Origin of the sequence: Saccharospirillum salsuginis, assembly GCF_014651855.1 — a bacterium.
GTDB lineage: Bacteria > Pseudomonadota > Gammaproteobacteria > Pseudomonadales > Natronospirillaceae > Saccharospirillum > Saccharospirillum salsuginis.
Map to the genome: position 1 here is coordinate 243,974 of NZ_BMXR01000002.1, position 21,099 is coordinate 265,072.

16 protein-coding genes and 1 riboswitch are annotated in these 21,099 nt (G+C 61.2%); of the genes, 8 read left to right on the plus strand and 8 right to left on the minus strand.

Features of this window, described 5'->3' with window-relative positions:
• Window positions 1-12 precede the first annotated feature (12 nt).
• From IE111_RS04285 to IE111_RS04310, 6 genes are all read right to left on the minus strand, one after another.
• On the minus strand, window positions 13-3,648 hold the full coding sequence (locus tag IE111_RS04285; RefSeq protein WP_189607267.1) for a hydantoinase B/oxoprolinase family protein: 3,636 nt from the start codon (window positions 3,646-3,648) through the stop codon (window positions 13-15).
• 49 nt (window positions 3,649-3,697) lie between these two features.
• On the minus strand, window positions 3,698-4,999 hold the full coding sequence (locus tag IE111_RS04290; protein WP_189607268.1) for a TRAP transporter large permease: 1,302 nt from the start codon (window positions 4,997-4,999) through the stop codon (window positions 3,698-3,700).
• 10 nt (window positions 5,000-5,009) lie between these two features.
• The gene (locus tag IE111_RS04295) at window positions 5,010-5,528 is read right to left on the minus strand and encodes a TRAP transporter small permease (protein ID WP_189607269.1); all 519 of its coding nucleotides are present in this window, start codon (window positions 5,526-5,528) and stop codon (window positions 5,010-5,012) included.
• Window positions 5,529-5,958: 430 nt separating this feature from the next.
• Entirely contained in the window at window positions 5,959-6,936 is a 978-nt protein-coding gene (locus IE111_RS04300) for a TRAP transporter substrate-binding protein (RefSeq protein WP_189607270.1), read from the minus strand.
• Window positions 6,937-7,040: 104 nt separating this feature from the next.
• The gene (locus IE111_RS04305) at window positions 7,041-8,051 is read right to left on the minus strand and encodes a TRAP transporter substrate-binding protein (RefSeq protein WP_189607271.1); all 1,011 of its coding nucleotides are present in this window, start codon (window positions 8,049-8,051) and stop codon (window positions 7,041-7,043) included.
• A gap of 335 nt (window positions 8,052-8,386) precedes the next feature.
• Window positions 8,387-8,908: a winged helix DNA-binding protein gene (locus IE111_RS04310; protein ID WP_189607272.1), complete on the minus strand. Its 522-nt coding sequence runs from the start codon at window positions 8,906-8,908 to the stop codon at window positions 8,387-8,389.
• Between the two features lie 101 nt (window positions 8,909-9,009).
• A riboswitch (TPP riboswitch) is annotated at window positions 9,010-9,116 on the plus strand.
• 175 nt (window positions 9,117-9,291) lie between these two features.
• Here IE111_RS04310 and thiC point away from each other — a divergent pair.
• The 8 genes from thiC (at window position 9,292) to IE111_RS04345 (ending at window position 17,026) form a co-directional block, all read left to right on the plus strand.
• Window positions 9,292-11,268: a phosphomethylpyrimidine synthase ThiC gene (gene thiC, locus IE111_RS04315; RefSeq protein ID WP_189607273.1), complete on the plus strand. Its 1,977-nt coding sequence runs from the start codon at window positions 9,292-9,294 to the stop codon at window positions 11,266-11,268.
• Entirely contained in the window at window positions 11,261-12,850 is a 1,590-nt protein-coding gene (thiE, locus tag IE111_RS04320) for a thiamine phosphate synthase (protein WP_189607274.1), read from the plus strand. Before thiC ends, thiE begins: the two co-directional genes overlap by 8 nt.
• A complete protein-coding gene (gene thiS / locus IE111_RS04325; protein WP_189607275.1) occupies window positions 12,847-13,047 on the plus strand; it encodes a sulfur carrier protein ThiS in 201 nt (66 codons plus the stop codon). The genes thiE and thiS overlap by 4 nt, the downstream gene beginning before the upstream one ends.
• 5 nt (window positions 13,048-13,052) lie before the next feature.
• Window positions 13,053-13,823, plus strand: coding sequence for a thiazole synthase (locus IE111_RS04330; RefSeq protein WP_189607276.1), 771 nt, complete (start codon window positions 13,053-13,055; stop codon window positions 13,821-13,823).
• Window positions 13,820-14,938: a 2-iminoacetate synthase ThiH gene (gene thiH, locus IE111_RS04335; RefSeq protein WP_189607277.1), complete on the plus strand. Its 1,119-nt coding sequence runs from the start codon at window positions 13,820-13,822 to the stop codon at window positions 14,936-14,938. Before IE111_RS04330 ends, thiH begins: the two co-directional genes overlap by 4 nt.
• Window positions 14,939-15,082: 144 nt before the next feature.
• Window positions 15,083-15,454, plus strand: a complete 372-nt coding sequence (locus tag IE111_RS24440; RefSeq protein WP_229805214.1) for a response regulator — start codon at window positions 15,083-15,085, stop codon at window positions 15,452-15,454.
• A 4-nt stretch (window positions 15,455-15,458) separates the two neighbouring features.
• The gene (locus IE111_RS24445; protein ID WP_229805216.1) at window positions 15,459-16,067 is read left to right on the plus strand and encodes a histidine kinase; all 609 of its coding nucleotides are present in this window, start codon (window positions 15,459-15,461) and stop codon (window positions 16,065-16,067) included.
• Window positions 16,068-16,069: 2 nt separating this feature from the next.
• Complete coding sequence (locus IE111_RS04345; protein ID WP_189607278.1) at window positions 16,070-17,026, plus strand: sensor domain-containing diguanylate cyclase; 957 nt, start codon at window positions 16,070-16,072, stop codon at window positions 17,024-17,026.
• A gap of 173 nt (window positions 17,027-17,199) precedes the next feature.
• On the opposite strand, the gene IE111_RS04350 is transcribed toward IE111_RS04345, so the two are convergent.
• Together IE111_RS04350 and IE111_RS04355 are read right to left on the minus strand one after the other, a co-directional pair.
• Window positions 17,200-19,488: an ATP-dependent DNA helicase gene (locus IE111_RS04350; RefSeq protein ID WP_189607279.1), complete on the minus strand. Its 2,289-nt coding sequence runs from the start codon at window positions 19,486-19,488 to the stop codon at window positions 17,200-17,202.
• The gene (locus IE111_RS04355) at window positions 19,472-21,097 is read right to left on the minus strand and encodes a VRR-NUC domain-containing protein (RefSeq protein WP_189607280.1); all 1,626 of its coding nucleotides are present in this window, start codon (window positions 21,095-21,097) and stop codon (window positions 19,472-19,474) included. Before IE111_RS04355 ends, IE111_RS04350 begins: the two co-directional genes overlap by 17 nt.
• Window positions 21,098-21,099 lie beyond the last annotated feature (2 nt).

Here is a 21,099-nt window from a genome sequence, read left to right on the forward strand (position 1 = left end):
CCTGTGTCGTGCTCAGTCGTTTGGCGTGCCGAACCCGCCGCCTCCCGGCGTTTCAATTACCAGAACATCGCCCGGATTCAACTGGACGCTGGCTTTTGAGTCCAGGACGACTTCCGAACCGTCGGTCCGAATGACACTGTTCCGACCGACGCTGCCATTCTGGCCTCCTTCGAGGCCGTAAGGCGGAATCCGGCGGCGATTGGACAGAATGCTCGCATCCATGATGTCCAGGAAACGCATCTCGCGCACCACGCCATCACCGCCCTGATGGTGTCCGCGCCCGCCGGATCCTCGCCGAATGCGAAACTCCTCCAGACGAACCGGGAAGCGCCATTCAAGGATTTCAGGGTCGGTCAGACGGGAGTTGGTCATGTGGGTGTGTACCGCGCTGACGCCGTCGGAATGGCGGGTGGCACCGCTGCCGCCACATAGGGTTTCGTAGTATTGGTACTGGTCGTTGCCCCAGGTGACATTGTTCATCGTGCCCTGTGACGCGGCGGCTACATGCAGGGCGCCGAATAGGGTATCGACGGCCAGTTGCGACACCTCGACGTTGCCGGCGACCACGGCGGCCGGATAACGCGGGTTCAGCATGCAGCCCTCGGGCACGATGATGTTCAACGGCCGCAGGCAGCCGCCGTTCAACGGGATGTTGTCGTTGACCAGGCAACGGAAGACATAGAGCACGGCGGCGTGGGTCACGGCCAGCGGCGCATTGAAGTTGGACGGGTGCTGATCGCTGGTGCCGGTGAAGTCGATGGTGGCCGAGCGCTCGGCTTTGTCGACGGTGATCTTCACCTTCACGGTCCAGCCGTCGTCCATGGCGTAGTCGAATTCGCCGTCCGACAGCACATCGATGACCCGCCGCACGCTTTCCTCGGCGTTCTGCTGGACGTGGTGCATGTAGGCCGTGACCACTTCCAGGCCGTATTGATCGACCACGCGATTGAGCGCCTGCATGCCGGCTTCGCAAGCGGCGATCTGAGCCCTCAGGTCGGCGATGTTGTAGTCGATATTGCGCGCAGGATACTGGGCCGTGCTGAACAGATCCCGAATCAATGCTTCCTGGAACACGCCCTGATCGACGATCTTGACGTTGTCGAGCAGGACGCCTTCCTCGTCGATATGGCTGGAGTTGGATGGCATCGAACCGGGTGTGATGCCGCCGACATCGGCATGGTGTCCGCGCGAGGCAACGTAGAACGCGATGTCGGTTCCGCCCGGATTGAACACGGGTTTGATCAAGGTGATGTCCGGCAGATGGGTGCCGCCGTTGTACGGATCGTTCAGCATGAACGCATCGCCGTCGCGCATTTGCCCCCGGTTCTTGTCGATCACGGTTTTGATGCTGTGGCTCATCGAACCCAGGTGCACTGGCATGTGCGGGGCATTGGCGACCAGTTCGCCGTCCGCATCGAATATGGCGCAGGAGAAATCGAGCCGTTCCTTGATGTTGACCGAGGCGGCGGTGTTCTGCAGCACCAGACCCATCTGTTCGGCGATGTGCATGTAGAGGTTGTTGAAGATCTCCAGCGTGATCGGGTCGGCTTCGGTGGACGTGTGGGTCGATTCTCTGGCTGAGGCCACCTGTTCGAGCACAATGTCGTTGCCGGTCGTCAGAGTCGCATCCCAGCCCGGTTCGATGACCAGGGTACTGGTTTTTTCCACGATCACGGCCGGCCCCTGGATGTGCTGGCCCGGGCGGATGTGTTCGCGTTGATAAAACGGTGCGGTGTAGCGTTGCCCCTTGGTGGTCAACTCATGGTAGGTGACCGCCTCCGACCCCGTTCCGGGTTCGACCGGTTGCTGGGGGTGTTCCAGTGCCGAACCGCCACCCACGGCTTCCACCTGTAAAGCTTCGACGATCATCCGGGTGTCTTTGGAGATAAACCCGAAGCGCTGTTTGTGCTCGGTTTCGAAGCGGGTTTTGATGTCGTCCAGTCGACCATGATTGACCAGCAGGCTGGTATCCGACCCTTCGTATTTGATGTGTACCCGGGCCATGGTCTCGATGGCCTCGACGGGTACACGCTGGCGTTTGAGTTTTTCGATGCCGGCGTCCGCCAGGGTGCCTTTCAACGCATCCAATTCCGCGACGGTCTCGTCGCTCAGCGGTTTTTCGACACTGGTTTCGCTGACGTCGCGCACATCGGCCAGGCCCATGCCAAACGCCGACAGCACCCCCGAATAGGGATGCAGAAAGACCTTCTTCATGCCCAGCGCTTCGGCGACCAGGCAGGCGTGTTGACCGCCGGCGCCGCCAAAACAGCACAGGACATAATCTTGAACGTCATAGCCGCGTTGTGTCGAGATGTGTTTGATTGCATTGGCCATGTTGTCGACGGCGATGGACAGGAAACCTTCGGCCACCTGTTCGGGGCTGAACGCTTGCCCGGTCTGCTGTTCAATCTCGCCCGCCAATCGCGAAAACCCTTGCCGGACCGCTTCGACATCCAGCGGTTCGTCCGCGTCGGGACCGAAGACTTTGGGAAAGTAATCCGGCTGCAGTTTGCCCAGCATGACGTTGCAGTCGGTGACCGTGAGGGGACCGCCATTGCGGTAACAGGTCGGTCCCGGAAAGGCACCGGCCGAATCGGGGCCGACCCGGAAGCGACTGCCGTCGAAATTCAGCACCGAGCCGCCACCGGCGGCCACAGTATGGATGGACATCATCGGGGTTTGCAGACGGAAGCCGGCCACTTCTGTTTCGAAGGTGCGCTCGTATTCGCCCTGGTAGTGACACACGTCGGTCGACGTACCGCCCATGTCGAACCCGATCAACCGATCGAACCCGGCTTGCTCGGCCGTCTTCACCATACCGACCACGCCGCCGGCCGGACCGCTCAGAATCGCATCCTTGCCGTTGAACATTTGCGCATCGGTCAAGCCACCGTTGGATTGCATGAACATCAAGCGGCCGGGCTCGTCGACGAAGGTATCCAGTTCGCCGGCTACCTGATTGACGTAGCGTTTCAGGATCGGCGACAGGTAGGCGTCGACCACGGCCGTATCCCCCCGGCTGACGATCTTCATCAGCGGGCTGGCCTGGGCGCTCGCGGTCACCTGTTCGAACCCGATCTCACGGGCGAGGCCGGCGACGGTTTGTTCATGGTCCTGAAATTGGTAACTGTGCATCAGCACAATGGCGCAGGACCGAAAACCGTCGTCGTAGGCTTCTTGCAGCAGGGTACGAGCCTGGTCTGCATTCAGAGGTTGCAGTATCTGGCCCTTAGCGTCGATGCGTTCATCCAGTTCCACTACCCGCTGGTAAATCATATCCGGCATCTGGATGTCGATGGCGAACAGGTCCGGCCGTGATTGATAGCCGATGCGCAATACATCGGCGAAACCGCGTGTGGTCACCAACAGGGTTTTCTCGCCCTTATGCTCCAGCAGGGCATTGGTGGCCACGGTCGTGCCCATCTTGATTTCTTCAATCTGTTCAACCGGAATACGGGATCCCCTGGGGACCTGCATCAGTTGACGAATGCCCTCGATGACGGCGTCTTTGTACTGGGCCGGGTTGTCGGACAGCAGCTTGTGGCTGACCAGCTCACCCTGGGGGTTGCGGGCGACGATATCGGTGAAGGTGCCGCCGCGGTCCACCCAAAACGACCAGGGTTTCATCGAGTGACGGTTGGTATTCATGAGGCGTTCTCCGGAACTTGTCATAACGAGCGGGTAATGATCCGTACGATTATTTGTTGAGGACGTCGGGCAGCCATAAGGCGATGCCCGGGAACACGGTGATCAGCGCAACGGCGACGATCAGCAACAGGAAAAACGGTAAGGCGTAGCGTGCGACTTTGAAGATATCCTTCCCGGTCAGTGACTGGATCACGAACAGGTTGAAACCCACCGGGGGCGTGATTTGCGACATCTCGACGACCAGCACCAGGTAGATGCCGAACCAGATCAGGTCGATGTTGGCCGCTTCGACCAACGGCAGGATCACAGACGTGGTGAGTACGACCACTGAAATGCCGTCGAGAAAGCAACCGAGAAGTATGAACAGAAATGTCAACGCGACCAGAAGCAGGGCGACGGACAGATCCAGGCTGGCGACGAATTCCGCCAGCATGGCCGGAATGCGGACAAAGCCCATGGCCACCGTCAATAAATGCGCCGCGGCGAGGATCAACAAAATCATGCAGGACATGCAGGTGGCACCGACCAGACTTGAACGGAACATGTCCCAATTCAGACTGCCGGTCAGTCGCGCCAGGCCCAGAGAGCCCACGACCCCCAGAGTTGCCGCCTCGGTCGCCGTTGCCCAGCCCATATAAATCGAACCGATGACAAACATGATCAGCAACGCGATGGACAGCAGCCGGCGCGACTGCTTTACCTTCTCCAAGAAACTGAGCTGCGCATCGAGCGGAGCCGCCTTCGATTTGTTGAGCAGTGACCAGGCCACCACGTAGGACACGAACAAACCGACTAGCATCAAACCGGGCAAGGCGCCGGCCATGAACAAGCGGGAGATGGATACTTCGGCTGAAACGCCATAGACAATCAGAATGATCGAAGGCGGAATCAATAACCCCAGGGTGCCGGAACCCGCCAGCGTCCCGATCGCCATCGACTCGTGATATTTGCGCTTTTCCAGCTCCTTCAGACTGATCTTGCCCACCGTCGCCGTCGTCGCCGCCGACGAACCGGATACCGCTGCGAATATACCGCAACCGAAAATATTCACATGCAGAAGGCCACCTGGAATGTGGTTCAACCAGGGCGCCAGGCCCTTGAACAAGTCCTCGGACAACCGGGTGCGAAACAGGATTTCACCCATCCAGATAAACAAGGGCAGTGCGGCCAATGTCCAGGACGAAGTACCGCCCCAGGTAGTGGTGGCCGCGATCATACTGATCGCGAACTGATCGTTCAGCACCAGAGCCGCAAGCGCGACGACAAACAGGGTGGCGGCGACCCAGAGGCCGGTCGCGAGCAGACCGAACAGCAGGACGACCAGTATGATGGAAATAACAACGGGATCCATGAGTCGGCCTCTATTCGGAACTGTGCGCGCCGTGTTCTTCGGCGACGAGATAACTGGGTTTGGTGCGACGCAGGCAAACGATCCAATCTTCGAACACGGCCAGACAGAACAGGCCCATGCCGAACACCATGGAGGTCTGCGGTATCCACAGCGGAACCGCCACCATACCGGTGCTGACTTCTTCGAAGTCGTAGGTTTCCAGCGTAAAAATCGCGAAGGCGTAGGTGAAATAAGCGGTCAATGCCAGCAACACCGTCAAGCTGAAAAATTCGGCTTTCAATCGGTGCTGTTTGACCTGATCCAACAGCAGGATGACGCGAATATGGCTGTTGTTGCGAAAGCTGTAAGCAAGGCCGTAAAACAGACTGGATACCAGAAGATACCCGGTAAAATCCTCGGCGGACGGAATGATGACACCGAACCAGCGGCCGACGATTTGCGCGACGATAAGCAGGCAAATCAAACTCAGACTGGTGGCGGCGATCACCATACCGGCTGCGTATAGTGTGTGGAGCAGTCGTTGGAGCATGTTGGGTGGTCTCCTGGGAAAGTGGCTTGTATCGTGCCAAGGGTAGAGCCTATCCGGGTCAGCTACGGTGCCAATGGCCCGTATCCGGTACCGGGTATCCCCTCGTCGGGTCGCTGCAAGTACGTCCATGTAAGCTCGGCGGTCCGCATCCCTGCGGACCGACGTCCCGCCGAGGGGAAACCCGGTACCGGACACTCACTATTGCGCCAAGCTCTCCAAGGTGGATGGTGCTATTGGCAATGCACCGAGTGGCCGATGGTGGGTAGACCCATTCAGGGATGTCCGCAGCAGGGATGCTGCGGCCAAGTCTACATGGATGTATTCACGACGACCCTGAATGGGTCTACCCATCAGCGGACACGGACCCTGGCACGGAACACGGATAGGACTCAGGCTAGAAACCGTACCACTGGCACATAAAGTTCGGTAACTATCGACCGATAGCCTCCAGGATTTGGTTACTGCTGTCGTAACCCATTTCCTCGAACCACTCGCGGGCCATGTCGTCGCCGACTTCGTTCAGGGCGCGGGCCAGTGATTGATCCGGGCTGTAGACGGTCATACCGTTTTCAGCCAGCAAAGCGGTTTTCTCTTCGGTTTCGCTGACGGCCATTTCCCAGCCACGAGCTTCGGCGGCCTCGGCGGCTTCCAATACCGCTTGTTGCATTTCGTCCGGCAGGCGTTTAAAGGCTCGGGCGTTGACGAACACCATATTTTTCGGAATCCAGGCGCGGGCATCGAGGTAGAAGTCGGTGTAGTCCCAGGCCTGACTGGACACACCGGTGGTCGGTGAGGTTGCCATGGCTTCCACGATGCCGGTGCTGAATGCCTGCGGGATTTCCGGTGTCTGGACCGTGGTGGGAATGGCGCCCAACAACTCGGCCATGCGCGAGGTGGAGGCGCTGTAAGCACGCATCTTCATGCCCAGGAAGTCATTGATGCTGGTGATCTGTTCTTTCGTGTAAAAACCCTGCGGCGGCCAGGGAACAGCGTACAGCAGCATCAGGCCTTGTTCTTCCAGGCTCTTTTCCACCTCCGGACGGGTGACGTCCCAGAGCTTTTTGGCGCCGTCGAAGCTGGTGACCAGGAAGGGGATGTTGTCGACTTTGTAGAGGGGATCGTCGTTGCCCAACAAGCCCATGAATACTTCGCCGATCGGTGCCTGTCCGGTACGGACAGCCCGGTGAATTTCCGGGTGTTTGAACAGTGAGGCACCGGAGTGCACCACGATGTTCATCTCACCGTCCGTTGCGTCGGAGACGTCCTCCGCGAACTGGCGAATGTTCTGGGTGTGGTGGGTACCGTCGGCGTAAGGCGTAGGCATGTCCCACTTGACCTCGGCCGAGGCAAACGTTGCGGTCAGGGCCGCGAGGGTAGTCGTCAGTAAGGGCTTCATCAGAAATTTCATCTGTGTTTCCTCTGTCATTGTTATTGGGGACGTCCGAGTCATTTGGGTTCAGGTGCGTTCACCTGGCGAGTGCCATCCGGGGCGTCTCGCCGAATGGGTCGGTATCAATCGGTGTGTTGTGTCACCCGCTCCTGATACGTCGTCAGGATTCGTTCGCCCTCTTCTCCGGTTCGAGACAGCCATTCCTGTGTCATGGTGTTGCCCAGGCTGACCAGTTGTTTTTGCAGGCGCGGCGACGGGCTGCGCACGGCCATGCCGTTGTCTGAGAGTGTGATGCGTGAGCGAAAGTAGTCTTCCCGGGCGATGGTCCAGCCGCGTTGTTCGGCCACGTTGGCCTGCTGCAGTAACAGGGATCTGTGTTCGGAATTCAGGCTGTTCAGGCGGTCGGTATTGATGAACACGATGTTCTTGGGAATCCAGGCTTTGATGTCGGTGTAGGTGGTGGCGAATTCCCAGGCGCTGGCGCGCACGCCGGTGGTGGCCGAGGTGATCATGGCGTCGATCTGACCCTGCTGAAACGCGGAACGCAGATCAGTGTAGTCAACGCTCACCGGTGTGGCGCCGGCCAGCGTAATCAGGTCTTCGAGCGTGTCCGAATAGCTGCGGACCCGCAGCCCTTCCAAGTCGCCGACATCGTCGATACGGGATATCGAATAGAACCCTTGGGGTGGCCAGGGCGTGGCGTACAGCAGGGTCAGGCCATCCTCGTTCAGGCGTGCCTCGATGTAGTCGCGCGAGGCCTCCCACAGTGCCTCGGCGGTATCGAAATCCGCGACCAGGAACGGCAGGTTGTCGATCAGGAAGAGTGGGTCGCGCTCGGCCAGCGACGCCAAAAGTACTTCACCCATATCCGCTTCGCCGGAGCGAACCGCGTCGTAAATGGCGTTGGCGGGGAGCAATTGACCGGCGGGGTGAACCTCAAGTTGCAGTTGGCCAAAGGTGGCGTAGTTCAGCTCGTTGGCGAGAACCCGAATATTGATGGTGTGTGGCGATCGTTCGTCATAGGCCGTCGGAAAAGTCAGGGTCTGGGCGTTGGCTAGAGCAGCCATTGCACCATGCAGTACGACCGCCATGAGCAGCAGGGCCCATCGGGGTGGGGTGAATTGAACGATCATGTCGGGACGCCTCTCAGTATTATTGTTGTGAATGAATTACGAGCGATATGCGTCTTATCTTTTTGATGGATTCACTATAGCGTCACAAAAAACGCAAAGTCAATAAAAAGTGAATGCAAAATGTATTCTAAAAGAGTTGAACATTGATCAAGCTCATGGGGGCGGTATGGGTGGCTAACCGGACTCTTTCAGTGGCCTATCAATAGTGTCTGGGGGAGGCGATGGCGCAGGCGTTGAGCTTTGCGTCAGATAACGCCTGACGGCGCTTCTGCCCTACTTATGGACGCGGGGTGCGGTGGGTGAGCGGCCATCGGGCCGCCCCAAGGGAGGAATGCTTAGAGGGAAGCGGCGGCCCGGGCGGCCTGGTCGTAGAGGACGGACATGGTGCGCAGGGTCTTGGCAACGTCGCTCAGTTCGTCCTCGCTGATGCCAAGGTTTTCCAGCCAGTCCACCAGGCAGACGCTGCGCACGTCGCGGTATTTCAGGCACAGCTCTTCGCCGGCGTCAGTGGCGTTGTAGAAGGTTTCCTTGCCGACGCGTTTGCTTTCCACCAGCCCCATTTTGGCGAGTTTTCGCAACGAATAGGACACCGTGTGGGTATCGTCGATGTTGAGCATGAAGCAGATGTCGGCGATGCGCTTGGCGCGGTTGCGGTGGTAGACGTTGTGGATCACCAGGATGTCGATCGGGCTCATTTCCTCGTTTCCGGCGGCGGTCATGCAGTGCACCAGCCAGCGCGAGAAGGTGTTCTCCGCCATGATCAGGGCGTATTCGAACTCACTGAGCTCGGTGCTGCGTTCGCTCAGGTGACTGGATGATACGATCGAGGCTTTCGTTGTCTTCGAGGCTTTGGACATAACGGGGATTCTCGGGTGTTTCCGGACAGTGGCCCGGATCATACCCGCCCCCATTTGCCGTGTACAACTTGCACCGGGCCGGGCCGGGCGCTAACCTGTCGGCTGTCTTGTCGGAGTGCCAGTGAAACAGCTGGCTGAGATCGCATCAGCGGGATCCGTGGAACCTGATCGAGTTAATACTCGCGAAGGGAACAAGAGAGCACAGCCAGCCGTCTGGGCCGTGCCTCGGTTCGACCGTCGTCGAACCACTTGTTTGGGTTCACGCTGACAGGGGCGTTGTCCAAACCGTGCCGCCTCCCTGTCAGTCACTGTCATACCCAGTCCAACCAGTACCACCCCTGTGCGGTCACTCCGTCGCTTCCGAACCATGAGGATCGACCGGAATGACCACCACGACCAACAATAATGCCCAAACCGACCTTGGCCAGCGCGTCCAGCAATTAAGCCAGGACTCCATCCGTCCTTTTCCCAACTCACGGCGGGTCTATTTCGACGGCTCCCGGCCGGACATTCGCGTTGGCATGCGCGCCATCGACCTGTCCGAGACCGTGGTCGGCGGCCGCAAGGACAACCCCGAGACCCGGCCCAACGACCCCATCTACGTCTACGATACTTCGGGTCCCTATACCGATCCGAACGCTGAGATCGATGTCCGCCAGGGGTTGCGACCACTGCGCGAGCAATGGATCGAAAAACGCGATGATACGGAGACCCTGGACGGTGCCAGCGCGCGGTATACCCAGGATCGCGAGGCCGACCCGAAGCTGGAGGCGTTGCGCTTCCACGGCGGACGCCAGCCGCGTCGCGCCCGGAACGGGTGCAATGTCACCCAGATGCATTACGCCCGCCAGGGCATCGTCACGCCGGAGATGGAATACATCGCCATCCGCGAGAACCAGGGCCGTGAACGGATCCGCGACGAGGCGCTGAAGCGCCAGCATCCCGGCCAGGGCTGGGGCGCCCAATTGGCCGACCCGATCACCCCTGAATTCGTGCGCGACGAAGTCGCGCGCGGCCGTGCCATCATCCCGAGCAACATCAACCACCCCGAAGCCGAACCGATGATCATCGGCCGAAATTTCCTGGTGAAAGTGAACGCCAACATCGGTAATTCAGCGGTTACGTCCAGCATCGAGGAAGAGGTGGACAAGCTGATCTGGGCCACGCGTTGGGGTGCCGATACCGTCATGGACCTGTCCACCGGGCAGAACATCCACGAGACCCGCGAGTGGATTCTGCGCAATTCGCCGGTGCCGATCGGCACCGTGCCGTTGTATCAGGCGTTGGAAAAAGTCGGCGGCGTCGCCGAGGATCTGACCTGGGAGGTTTATCGCGACACCCTGATCGAGCAGGCCGAGCAGGGCGTCGACTATTTCACCATTCACGCCGGCGTGCGCTTGCACCATGTGCCGATGACGGTGGATCGGGTCACCGGCATTGTCAGTCGCGGCGGTTCCATCATGGCCAAGTGGTGTCTGGCGCACCATGAGGAAAGCTTCCTCTACACCCACTTCGAAGACATCTGCGAGATCATGAAAGCGTACGACGTGTCCTTCTCGCTGGGAGACGGCTTGCGTCCCGGTTCGATCGCCGATGCCAACGACGAAGCCCAGTTCGCCGAATTGGAAACCCTGGGGGAACTGACCCAGATCGCCTGGAAACACGACGTTCAGACGATCATCGAAGGTCCGGGCCATGTGCCGATGCAGTTGATCAAGGAGAACATGGACAAGCAGCTCGAAAGCTGCGACGAAGCACCGTTCTACACCCTGGGGCCACTGATCACGGACATTTCGCCGGGCTACGACCATTTCTCCTCCGGCATCGGGGCGGCCATGATCGGCTGGTACGGCTGCGCCATGCTGTGCTACGTCACGCCCAAGGAACACCTGGGGCTGCCGGATCGGGACGATGTCAAACAGGGCCTGATCGCCTACAAGATCGCCGCGCATGCGGCGGACCTGGCCAAGGGCCATCCCGGTGCCCAGATCCGCGATAACGCCATGAGCCTGGCCCGGTTCGAGTTTCGCTGGGAGGATCAGTTCAACCTGGCGCTGGACCCGGATACGGCGCGCGAATACCACGACCAGACCCTGCCCAAGGAAGGCCACAAAGTGGCCCATTTCTGTTCGATGTGCGGTCCGAAATTCTGTTCGATGAAGATCAGTCAGGACGTGCGCGACTATGCGAAAGAGCAACAGGCCAAAGAGGCTGGCGCCAACGGACGAAACGAGATCGATCACGTGCAGGTGCTCGACGATCCGCTGGCGGGCATGCAACGAAAGGCGGCCGAATTCCGCGAAAGCGGCGCTCAACTGTATAGCCCGGTGACCGAGCTGGAGGGCGAGGGTGATGACTGATCGCGATGCGACCCGCCCCATTGTCTGGACCATCGCCGGCAGCGATTCCGGCGGTGGTGCGGGCCTGCAGGCGGATCTGCTCACCCTGCACGACCTGGGGGCTCACGGTTGTTCGGTGGTGACGGCGGTGACCGCGCAAAACAGCCTGGGCGTGCGGTCCGTCCAGCCCATGGACATCGACCTGCTCGTGTCCCAACTGGATGCGCTGGCCGACGATCTTCCGCCTCGGGCGATCAAGATCGGTCTGTTGGGGTCGGCCGATCAGGTCCGCCACCTGGTCGCGACGCTGCCCCGTTGGAAGCGCCAATGGCCGGGGCTGGGCGTCATTCTGGATCCGGTGTGCGTCGCCACCAGCGGTGATCGCCTGGCCGATGCGGACTTGTTTCGCGCCCTGGGCGAGTTGTTGCCCTGGGTCGACCTGATCACGCCCAACTGGCCGGAACTGGCCCAATTGACCGGTCACGCGGTCAACGACGAGGTCGGCGCGCTGCGCGCGGCCCGGGCGCTGGTGGAGACGACAGCCACCGCCGTACTGGCCAAGGGCGGTCATGCTTTCGGGGCCGATCACAGCCGGGATCATCTGCTCGCTCCCGGCCAACATTGGGTGCTGACCCAACCCCGCATCGAAACCCGCCACAATCACGGCACGGGCTGCACGCTGGGCAGTGCCATTGCTGCGGCCTGGGCTCGGGACTATCCGCTGGAAGACGCCGTCACCGTCGCCAACGCCTATGTCCATGCCGGATTGAAACAGGCCTATGCCACCGGCGAGGGCGCCGGCTCGCTGGCGCGAACCGGATGGCCGCTTGGCGAGGGCTTTGCGCAGGCCAGGCACGCGCAGGACGTTGAGTTGCAACACCGCTTCGCGCCCCTGCATCGACCGCTGGGTGTCTATCCGGTGGTGAGCGATACCACCTTGCTGGAAGATCTGCTGGATGCCGGCGTCACCACCGTCCAGTTGCGACTCAAGTTAGATGATCGGGACCGTCTGGTGCCGGCCATTCGCCACGCCATCGAAGCCGGCCGACGATACGACGCCCAGGTATTCATCAATGACCACTGGTCTTTGGCCATCGAGCTGGGCGCTTACGGTGTCCATCTCGGCCAGGAAGACCTCGAGGAAGCGGATCTCGACGCCATTGCCCGTGCCGGACTGCGTCTCGGGATTTCCACGCACGGTTACGCCGAACTGTGCCGGGCCCGCACCTTCCAGCCCAGTTACATCGCCCTGGGCCATGTGTTTCCCACTCAGACCAAGGACATGCCCAGCCAGCCCCAGGGGCTGGAGCGGCTGGCCCGCTATCGGGCCGTGGTGGACCCGGCCGTGCCCACGGTGGCCATCGGTGGCATCAAGAACCACCACCTGCCGGGCATCGCGGCCTGTAGGGTCGATGGCGTGGCGGTGGTCACCGCCATTACCGAGGCCGAAGATCCGGTGGCCGCCTGGCAGGTACTGGATGGCCGTTGGCGTTCCTTGCGTGTAGGAGCGCACTCCGTGCGCGAAGGGGATACCGCCGAGACGGGGTCGGTCGCGCAGAGGCCTGCGCTCCTACATGAAACATCAGAAGGTAATCCACAATGAACATCGCACTGAACGATCAGACACACCCTTGCCCGGCGCAGAGTCGCCTGGACGACATCATCCGGGCGGAGTATGGCGAACGCGCCGGTATGGCCGTGGCTCTGAACGGCGAAGTCGTACCGCGCGGCCAATGGGCCGATACCCCCTTGAGCGAAGGCGACCGGCTGGACGTCTTTCATGCCGTGGCGGGAGGTTGAAAACCATGCTGACGATTGCCGATACACATTTCCAATCCCGCTTGCTGACCGGCACGGGAAAATTCCATCATCCGGACACCATGCTGGCGGCGCTCGAAGCCAGTGGCACCGAACTGGTCACCCTGGCTCTGCGCCGAATGGACCGTCGCGACCGCGATCATTTGTTCGAACCCCTTGCCCGCGCCGGTTACCGCTTGCTGCCCAATACCTCGGGCGCCCGCACCGCCGACGAAGCCGTTCAGGCGGCACGCCTGGCACGCGAAGCGATGGGCACCTCCTGGTTGAAACTGGAGATCCACCCCGACCCGCGCTGGCTGATGCCGGACCCGGTCGAGACGCTGGCCGCCGCCGAGCGACTGGTGCGTGAAGGGTTTGTTGTTTTGCCCTATGTGCACGCCGACCCGGTGCTGTGCAAGCGCCTGGAGGAAGCCGGCTGCGCGGCCGTCATGCCACTGGCCGCGCCGATCGGATCCAACCGGGGTCTGGAAAGCCGGGCTTTTCTGGACATCATCATTGAGCAAAGCGGCGTGCCGGTCATCGTCGATGCCGGTCTGGGCGCTCCCTCTCAGGCGGCTGAAGCGATGGAACTGGGGACCGACGCCGTTCTGGTCAACACCGCCATCGCCACGGCACGCGACCCGGTGGCCATGGCACGCGCGTTCAGGGGCGCGGTCGAGGCCGGCCGCCAGGCACGCGATGCCGGTCTGGCGGCGCGGCAGAGTCAGGCCGAGGCGTCGAGTCCTCTGACCGACTTTCTGTCGGAGGCGACACCATGAGTTTCAGTGACGTCCTGAAATCCGTGAACTGGGAAGAGGAGCGCCTGTCGCTCTACGCCAAGACACCGGCCGACGTGGAACGGGCACTGGCCCGGTCGCGCATCGATATGGAGGACTTCAAGGCACTGATCAGCCCGGCCGCCGAAACCTGTCTGGAGTCGATTGCCCAACGCAGTCACCGTACCACGGTGCGGCGGTTCGGTCTGACCCAGCAGTTGTTCGCGCCACTCTACCTGAGCAATGCCTGCGCCAACGAGTGCAGTTACTGCGGCTTTTCGATGAGCAATAAGCTCCGGCGCAAGATCCTGACACCCGAGGAGATAGCGACCGAGGCGCGGGCCTTGAAGGCCCGGGGAATGGAGCATCTGCTGCTGGTCGCCGGCGAAGCCCCGAAAATTGTCGGAACCGACTACTACGAACGCGCGCTGTCCCAACTGGCACCGGAGTTCGCGCAGTTGAGTCTGGAAGTGCAGCCGCTCGACCAGCCGGACTACGAAAGGCTGAGCAAAGCCGGCCTGCACTCGGTGCTGGTCTATCAGGAAACCTACCACCGGGCGTGTTATCACCAGCATCACACCCGGGGCAACAAGACCGACTACGACTACCGGCTCGATACCCCGGACCGGGCCGGGGCCGCCGGTGTCCATAAAATCGGCCTCGGTGTACTGCTCGGCCTGACCGACTGGCGCGTGGACAGCCTGATGTGTGCCCACCACCTGCGTTACCTGGAGCGGCGCTACTGGCGCAGCCGCTTTTCCGTCTCGTTTCCCCGGCTGCGACCGGCCGAAGGGAATTTCGAGGTCCCGAATCCGATCAATGACCGTAACCTGGTGCAACTGATCGGTGCCTGGCGTTTGTTCAGCCCGGACCTGGAACTGACCCTCTCGACCCGTGAACGACCCGGGTTTCGCGACCGGCTGATCCCTCTGGGCATCACCAGTCTGAGCGCCGAATCGTCCACCCGTCCGGGCGGCTATGCCGTCGATACGGACGACTCGCTCGAGCAATTCAGCACCGATGACCGCCGTTCCGTGCAGGATATCGTTCACCGGTTGGAGGCGTTACACTACCAGCCTGTTTGGAAAGACTGGGAACCGGCCATGCTGCGCGATTAAGGCCAAAAGTTTGCCGGGACCCCGTTTATGACCTTAACTAAGAGACATTCCACTGAGCCATGTCCCGCGGTTCGAATGAATCCGGGGGCGTGTGTAACGGGTGGCCGCCTCGGTCGGCGCACCGGAGTGTAGATTGGAGTAGCCATGTCGATTCCCGTCTTAATTTGTGACGATTCCAGTTTTGCCCGAAAACAGGTGCAGCGAGCCTTGCCCAAAGGCTGGGACGTCGAAGTCACCTTCGCCGGCAATGGCGAGGAAGGTTTGACGGCGATCAGGGACGGCAAAGGGGACGTGGTGTTCCTCGATTTGACCATGCCGGTCATGGACGGCTTTCAGATGCTGGAAGTCGTCAAGCAGGAAGACCTGCCGGCCATGGTGATTGTCATTTCCGGTGACATTCAGCCCGAAGCGATGGAGCGGGTGAAACGTCTGGGGGCTCTGGACTTCATCAAAAAACCCGTAGACCCGGACCGGTTGAAGCAGGTTCTGGCCGAATTCGGAATTTACGCGGAGTAGTGCCATGAGCGGCGAGCACCTGGACGAAGAACTGCGCGACGTCTTTCAAGAGATCACCAACGTGGCGATGGGACGCGCGGCCGATCTGTTGGCTCGTCTGCTCAACAACTATGTGGTGCTGCCGATTCCGGTCGTCAACCTGATGGAGCGCGCCGAATTGAACATGGCGTTGACGTCGCTGGAGGAATTCGAGTCCGTCAGTGCCGTTTGCCAGGGATTCGTCGGGTCCCGCATCGCCGGTGAAGCCCTGCTGATTTTCAACGACACCAGTTTCCAGGATATCGCCGAACTGACCAATTTCGCCGGCGACATCACCCCGCAGATCGAGTTGGAACTGCTGATGGACATCGCCAACATCCTGATCGGTGCCTGCCTGAAAGGCTTGGCCGAGCAACTGGATGTGTCTTTCAGTCAGGGTCAGCCGGTCATTCTCGGACAACACCTGGCGTTGAACGATCTGGTTTCCGGCAAGGCCGGACGCTGGACACGCGCCCTGACCATCGAAATTCCGTACCGTCTGGAAGGTCGCAACGTGGACTGCGATCTTCTGCTGCTGTTCACCGAGGACAGCTTGAAGGTGCTGGAAGACAAAGTCAGTTTCATGTTGGAGTGAAGATGTCCGCATCCCGTGATGACAATTTGACCGAATTTCATTGGTTGCTCGAGGTCCTGCAGACGATCGACGTCGGCATGCTCGTGGTCGACCTTGAATTCAAGGTCATCGCCTGGAATGGTTTCATGGAGAATCACAGCGGCATCGCTCCCCAGGACGCCCTCGGCCGGCATCTGTTCGACGTGTTTCCCGACATCCCCCAGGACTGGTTCGAACACAAGTCGCGAACCGTCATCCAGCTGAAGAACCGGGCCTTCACCACCTGGGAACAACGGCCTTATGTCTTCAAATTCAAGAACAACCGGCCGATTACCGGCACCTCGGAATACATGTACCAGAACTGCACCTTCATACCGGTGACCAACACCCAGGGTGAGGTGGAGAACCTCTGCGTCATTGTTTACGACGTCACCGACGTCGCCGTCAGCAAACAGGAATTGCAGAAAGCCAACGTCCAGTTGAAGGAGCTGTCCCGCCTCGACCGGCTGACCGAGCTGTTCAACCGGGGCTATTGGGAAGAGCAGCTGTCCCAGGAATTCATGCGCCAGCAGCGTTCCGGCAACGCCACCAGTCTGGTCATGTTCGACATCGATCATTTCAAGAAGGTGAATGACGAACACGGTCATCCGGCCGGCGACGAGGTGATCCGCATGGTGGCCCGTGTGGTGCGCGAGACCATTCGCGCCAGCGATATTCCCGGCCGCTACGGTGGCGAGGAGTTCGCGGTGATTCTGCCCGATACCCAGCCCGAAGACGCCATGCAGTTGGCGGAGCGATTGCGGGAGCATGTGGAAGCCCAGGTGGTGAAGACCCAGGGCGAGGACATCCAGGTCACCATCAGCCTCGGCGTTTCCGGCTGGAATTCCGGCTTCAGCGAATACTCCGAATGGATCGACAGCGCCGATCAGGCGTTGTACCAGTCCAAGCAGGGCGGTCGGAATCTGGTGACATTGGCTTAAATGGGGCTTTGTCCGCTTAAAGTCTGTCGGCTTGTGCCCGCAACACCCATAAAACGGATCTGTAGGTCGGATTAGCCCGAAGGGCGTAATCCGACGTCGTAATGAGCCTGGAAATTGTAACCTGGCGTGGAAGGATTGTTGGATTACGCCCTTCGGGCTGATCCAACCTACTATTACAACACCGTCGACCGCTCCACCAGCCGAACCTGCCAGTGAGCCGGCAACCAGCCGGCCTGATAATAATCCCCGAACCGATCGTCGACGAGCCAGATGTCTCCGGTGTCTGTTTCTGTCCGCACACATCGCCCGGCCGCCTGCAGCACTTTGTGCAGGCCGGGGAAGCGGTAGGCGAAGTCGAATCCGGGCTGGCCCGAGCGGTCCAGCGACTGACGAATCCGGTCGTTCAACGGGTTGACCTGGGGCAGGCCCGGGCCAATGACCATGACGCCGGTGAGGGCGTCGCCGGGCAGGTCGATGCCTTCACCGAGGACGCCGCCCAGCGGCGCGAGCACGGTAAGCCCCTGTTCGGTGCGCAATCGGTCCAGTAGCGCCAGGCGCTCCAACAGGCTCATGTCGCGCCGTTGGGCGATGATGGTGGGGTCGTCGCCCAGCAGGGGTTCGCACTGCCCCATCTGCTGGTAGCTGGAAAAGAAAACCAGGGCGTTGCCGGCTGTGTGTCGTTGAAACGCGCGAATCAGTGGGGCGATCCGCTCGGCCAGACCGGATCGGTCGCGGTAACGGGTGGAAATGTCGGTGATCACGGTGACGCGGAACTGCTCGGGCTGAAAGGGCGAGGCCAGGCTGAGCGGAACAGCGGACTCGAGACCGGTCATGGCCTGGCTGTAGTGCCAGGGCACCAGGGTGGCACTGAAAGCGGTGACGGAATTGACCAGGTCGTGCTTGGCACGCAGTAATCGGGCCGGGTTCAGGCAGAGGGTTTCGACGGTGCGCTCGGCGGGTTTGCCCGGCGTGTAGCGCCAGCAGAAATCCAGGGTGCTGGCCAACTCGTTGATGCGCACGAACCGGCCGGCATCGAACAACAGGGCCTGCCAGGCGGCCGGAGGCTCCCAGAAGGGGCTGTCACGCAGCAGTTTGGCGCTGCCCTGCAGCCAGGTGCGCAAAGCCTGGATCAGCCCGTCCGGTGCCTGGTCGGACAGGCCCGGTTGTTCAGGCTGGCATTCGCGCAACGCACGTTTGAGCGGTTTCAGGGCGTTGCGAATACCCTGGGGCGCCTGTTTGTCGAGCTGGGCGATGGCTTCGCCGCTGAGACGGGCGCTGAACATACCCCGGCCGCGATCGATCAGGTTGTGGCTTTCATCGACCAGGACCGCAACCTGGTTGTCGACTTCCCGGAGCAGGTACGGTTGGACCGCGGCGGTGTCGTAGAGGTAATTGATGTCACCGACCACCAGATCGGCCCACAGCGCCCAGTCCTGGCTCAGGTAGTAGGGACAGATCCGTTCGGCTTCCGCCAGTTCGGTCAGGTGCGCGGCATCCCAGATCGGTTGGTCGAAAAAGCGCTCGCGCACCCGGCTGCGCTTGCTGTAATAATCCCTGGCATAGGGGCAGAGGGCGCCGTCGCAGGGCGTATCCGGGCTGAGGCACAGCCGGTCCCGGGCCTGGAGATTGACCACCTGAATGTCGTCGGCGCCCAGATTCAGGGCGCGAACGGTGTCGAGTACCAGAGGTTGGCCGGTGCCTTTCATAGTCAGGTAATAGATGCCCTGGTGGTGTCCTTTGGCCATGGCCTTCAGCGCCGGAAACAACGCCGCCAGTGTCTTGCCGGTGCCGGTGGGCGCTTCGATCAGGGTCTGGCGGCCGGTGGCCTGGGCTTTATAGACGGTTTCGGCCATGGTGCGCTGGACCGGGCGCATCTCACTGAATGGGAACGCCAGCCGATCGAGTGTCCGGTCGCGGTGTTGGCGATGGCTCTGGAGCCTTGCCAGCCAGGTTTCATAGCGACTCAGCTCGCCGACCAGGAAATCCAGCAATGCGGGCCTGAGCCAGACTTCATCCTCCTGCCATTCCTGCTGGGTCTGGCTGTGCACATAAGTCAGGCGGACGGTCCAGCGGTCGGTGTCCGGGTCCTGCAGGGACCACAGGGCCGCATAGAGCAGCGCCTGGCGGCGGTTCTGCCGGCGGGCGGAGTCGGGCAGTTCGTCCGGCGGCACCCGGCAGGTCTTTATTTCCTCGACACCACCGGGCCAGGTGCCGTCGATGCGTCCGGCCAGTGTCAGATCGAAGTCCGGATGGTGCCACGCCAGAGTGACCGGACACTCGGCGCGATACTCATCGGTACGGCGCCGTTGCGCCAGGCCGTGGGTCTCCCGGCCTTCGAGGGCACTGGGTGTGGCACGGAAGGTACTGACCAGATCGCCTTCGTCCAGGCCGAACTCGGCCAGGGCGCGAATGGAAACCCGGTAGGCCGGTCGGTTCGAAGCTGCTTCAGGCGTAGTCGACATACCAGACCTCGGCCGGAATACCGGCCTCGGAGAACACCGCCAGCCAGTCGCGCTGGTTGTCCTGCAAGCGGTCGCCCGGCCCCTTGATCTCGATGAAGCGATACCCCGCATCCTGACCCGGTCGGAACTGGAACAGATCCGGGAAGCCGGCCCGGTGCCGACGCAGGTCGAGCCAGAGGTGGTGAAAGATCGCGACCCAGTGCTCCCAGGGAACGGTGTCGAAGCAGCGCAGCACCAGGGTTTCATCCAGGGCGGCCCAGTGCACGAAGGGATTGAACCGCCCGAACTTGGCCGACCAGTGTCGCCGGATGCGGTCCCGGGCGTCCCGGGCGGTCAGTTCCCGGTAGAGTCGTTGGGGGGAGGTACCGCGTCGGTTCAGGAAATCCGGGTCGTGGAGGTCGGCCGGTCCTTGCTGGAAGGGATGGTGGAAGGCGCCGGGCACTTCACGGAAGACCAGGTCCCAGTGGATCAGACCGAACACGCCGAGTGGCAACAGATTCTCCAGCCACACCGAGTCGGGCAGGTGCTCGCACGCCAGTTGTTCGACGCTGCCGTTGCCCCGGGGCCAGCATGCCCGGTGTTCGATCGGCGCATGGACGGGATCGGGGTCTACAGGCTGGCTCAATTTGCGGGCCAGTCTCGGCATGAACCGCTGGCCGAACCGGATCTCGGTGGCGTCGCGGGGACGGTCGCGGAGTTGTTGCAGAGTGTCCCAGGCGATTTGGTAACGGCCGGCTTTGTAGTCGATTCGGCAGCGGCGTTCGCGCGCCGGTGGCTGATCGTTGGTTTGGAACAGGGCCAGGGCCGTGTCCAGTTCACCCCATTGTTCGAGACGAAAACCGACCCGGTTGCGCAGTCGATCGAGCCGGTCCCGGATCGACTCGCACCAGTCGTCGCGCAGCAGGTCGCCGGCCAACTGCAGCAGGGTGTCCCGGTCGCCGTTCTCCTGTGCCTGGTAATATTCGGCCTTGAGGTCGTTCAGCGCCAACTGCTGATCGATCTCCAGAGCCGTATTGAAGCGGCGCTGGCGTCGGTCCAGTGAATACGGCTCGTACTGGAACAGGCCGAGGTCGGAGAGGACGAAATCGGTCAGGCTCTGGTATTCGTTGCCGAAGTACATCAGTTGCAGCCGGCGCAGCGTCAGCCAATGGCGCGGAAGCAGAATGGGAATATCGACCTGCCAATCGGAGGCCGGTTGTACATCCGGCCACTCGTCCAGCATCTCGAGCAGTACCGCCTTGGCGGCTTTCCGATCCGGCAACCAGTCCAGCCTTCGCAGTTCCGCCAGCGTGAGCAACCGGGCCAGTTCACCGGCGGTCAGTTCCGGGCTCAGATCGACCAGGCCGGATTGAGCCAGATCGGTCAGGGCCGCATCGAGGTCGGGGATTTCCGGGTAGTTCAGTTTGTCGCGCCGGAAAAAAGGGCCTTTGCGGGTGTAAAGCCGGACCAGTAGCCGGGCCGGCGCCTGATTCAGCGCTCGAAATCGTTTCACGAAATCGCGATCATCCGGGGACAGCAGGTCGTCGTAGCGATCGACGACGGTGTCCAGCAGCCGGCGAAAGTTGTCGAGGTAGTAGCCCTCGGGTAAGTCGGGCAGGGCGGTCGTCATCG

Bases quoted from the DNA above. Each gene is read 5' to 3' on its own strand.
- IE111_RS04285 (WP_189607267.1), bottom strand. From the start codon at position 3,648: ATGAATACCAACCGTCACTCGATGAAACCCTGGTCGTTTTGGGTGGAC.
- IE111_RS04300 (WP_189607270.1), bottom strand. From the start codon at position 6,936: ATGAAATTTCTGATGAAGCCCTTACTGACGACTACCCTCGCGGCCCTG.
- IE111_RS04345 (WP_189607278.1), top strand. From the start codon at position 16,070: ATGTCCGCATCCCGTGATGACAATTTGACCGAATTTCATTGGTTGCTC.
- thiE (WP_189607274.1), top strand. From the start codon at position 11,261: ATGACTGATCGCGATGCGACCCGCCCCATTGTCTGGACCATCGCCGGC.
- IE111_RS04310 (WP_189607272.1), bottom strand. From the start codon at position 8,908: ATGTCCAAAGCCTCGAAGACAACGAAAGCCTCGATCGTATCATCCAGT.
- IE111_RS04350 (WP_189607279.1), bottom strand. From the start codon at position 19,488: ATGTCGACTACGCCTGAAGCAGCTTCGAACCGACCGGCCTACCGGGTT.
- IE111_RS04355 (WP_189607280.1), bottom strand. From the start codon at position 21,097: ATGACGACCGCCCTGCCCGACTTACCCGAGGGCTACTACCTCGACAAC.
- thiS (WP_189607275.1), top strand. From the start codon at position 12,847: ATGAACATCGCACTGAACGATCAGACACACCCTTGCCCGGCGCAGAGT.
- IE111_RS04295 (WP_189607269.1), bottom strand. From the start codon at position 5,528: ATGCTCCAACGACTGCTCCACACACTATACGCAGCCGGTATGGTGATC.
- thiH (WP_189607277.1), top strand. From the start codon at position 13,820: ATGAGTTTCAGTGACGTCCTGAAATCCGTGAACTGGGAAGAGGAGCGC.
- IE111_RS04290 (WP_189607268.1), bottom strand. From the start codon at position 4,999: ATGGATCCCGTTGTTATTTCCATCATACTGGTCGTCCTGCTGTTCGGT.
- IE111_RS04330 (WP_189607276.1), top strand. From the start codon at position 13,053: ATGCTGACGATTGCCGATACACATTTCCAATCCCGCTTGCTGACCGGC.
- IE111_RS24445 (WP_229805216.1), top strand. From the start codon at position 15,459: ATGAGCGGCGAGCACCTGGACGAAGAACTGCGCGACGTCTTTCAAGAG.
- thiC (WP_189607273.1), top strand. From the start codon at position 9,292: ATGACCACCACGACCAACAATAATGCCCAAACCGACCTTGGCCAGCGC.
- IE111_RS04305 (WP_189607271.1), bottom strand. From the start codon at position 8,051: ATGATCGTTCAATTCACCCCACCCCGATGGGCCCTGCTGCTCATGGCG.
- IE111_RS24440 (WP_229805214.1), top strand. From the start codon at position 15,083: ATGTCGATTCCCGTCTTAATTTGTGACGATTCCAGTTTTGCCCGAAAA.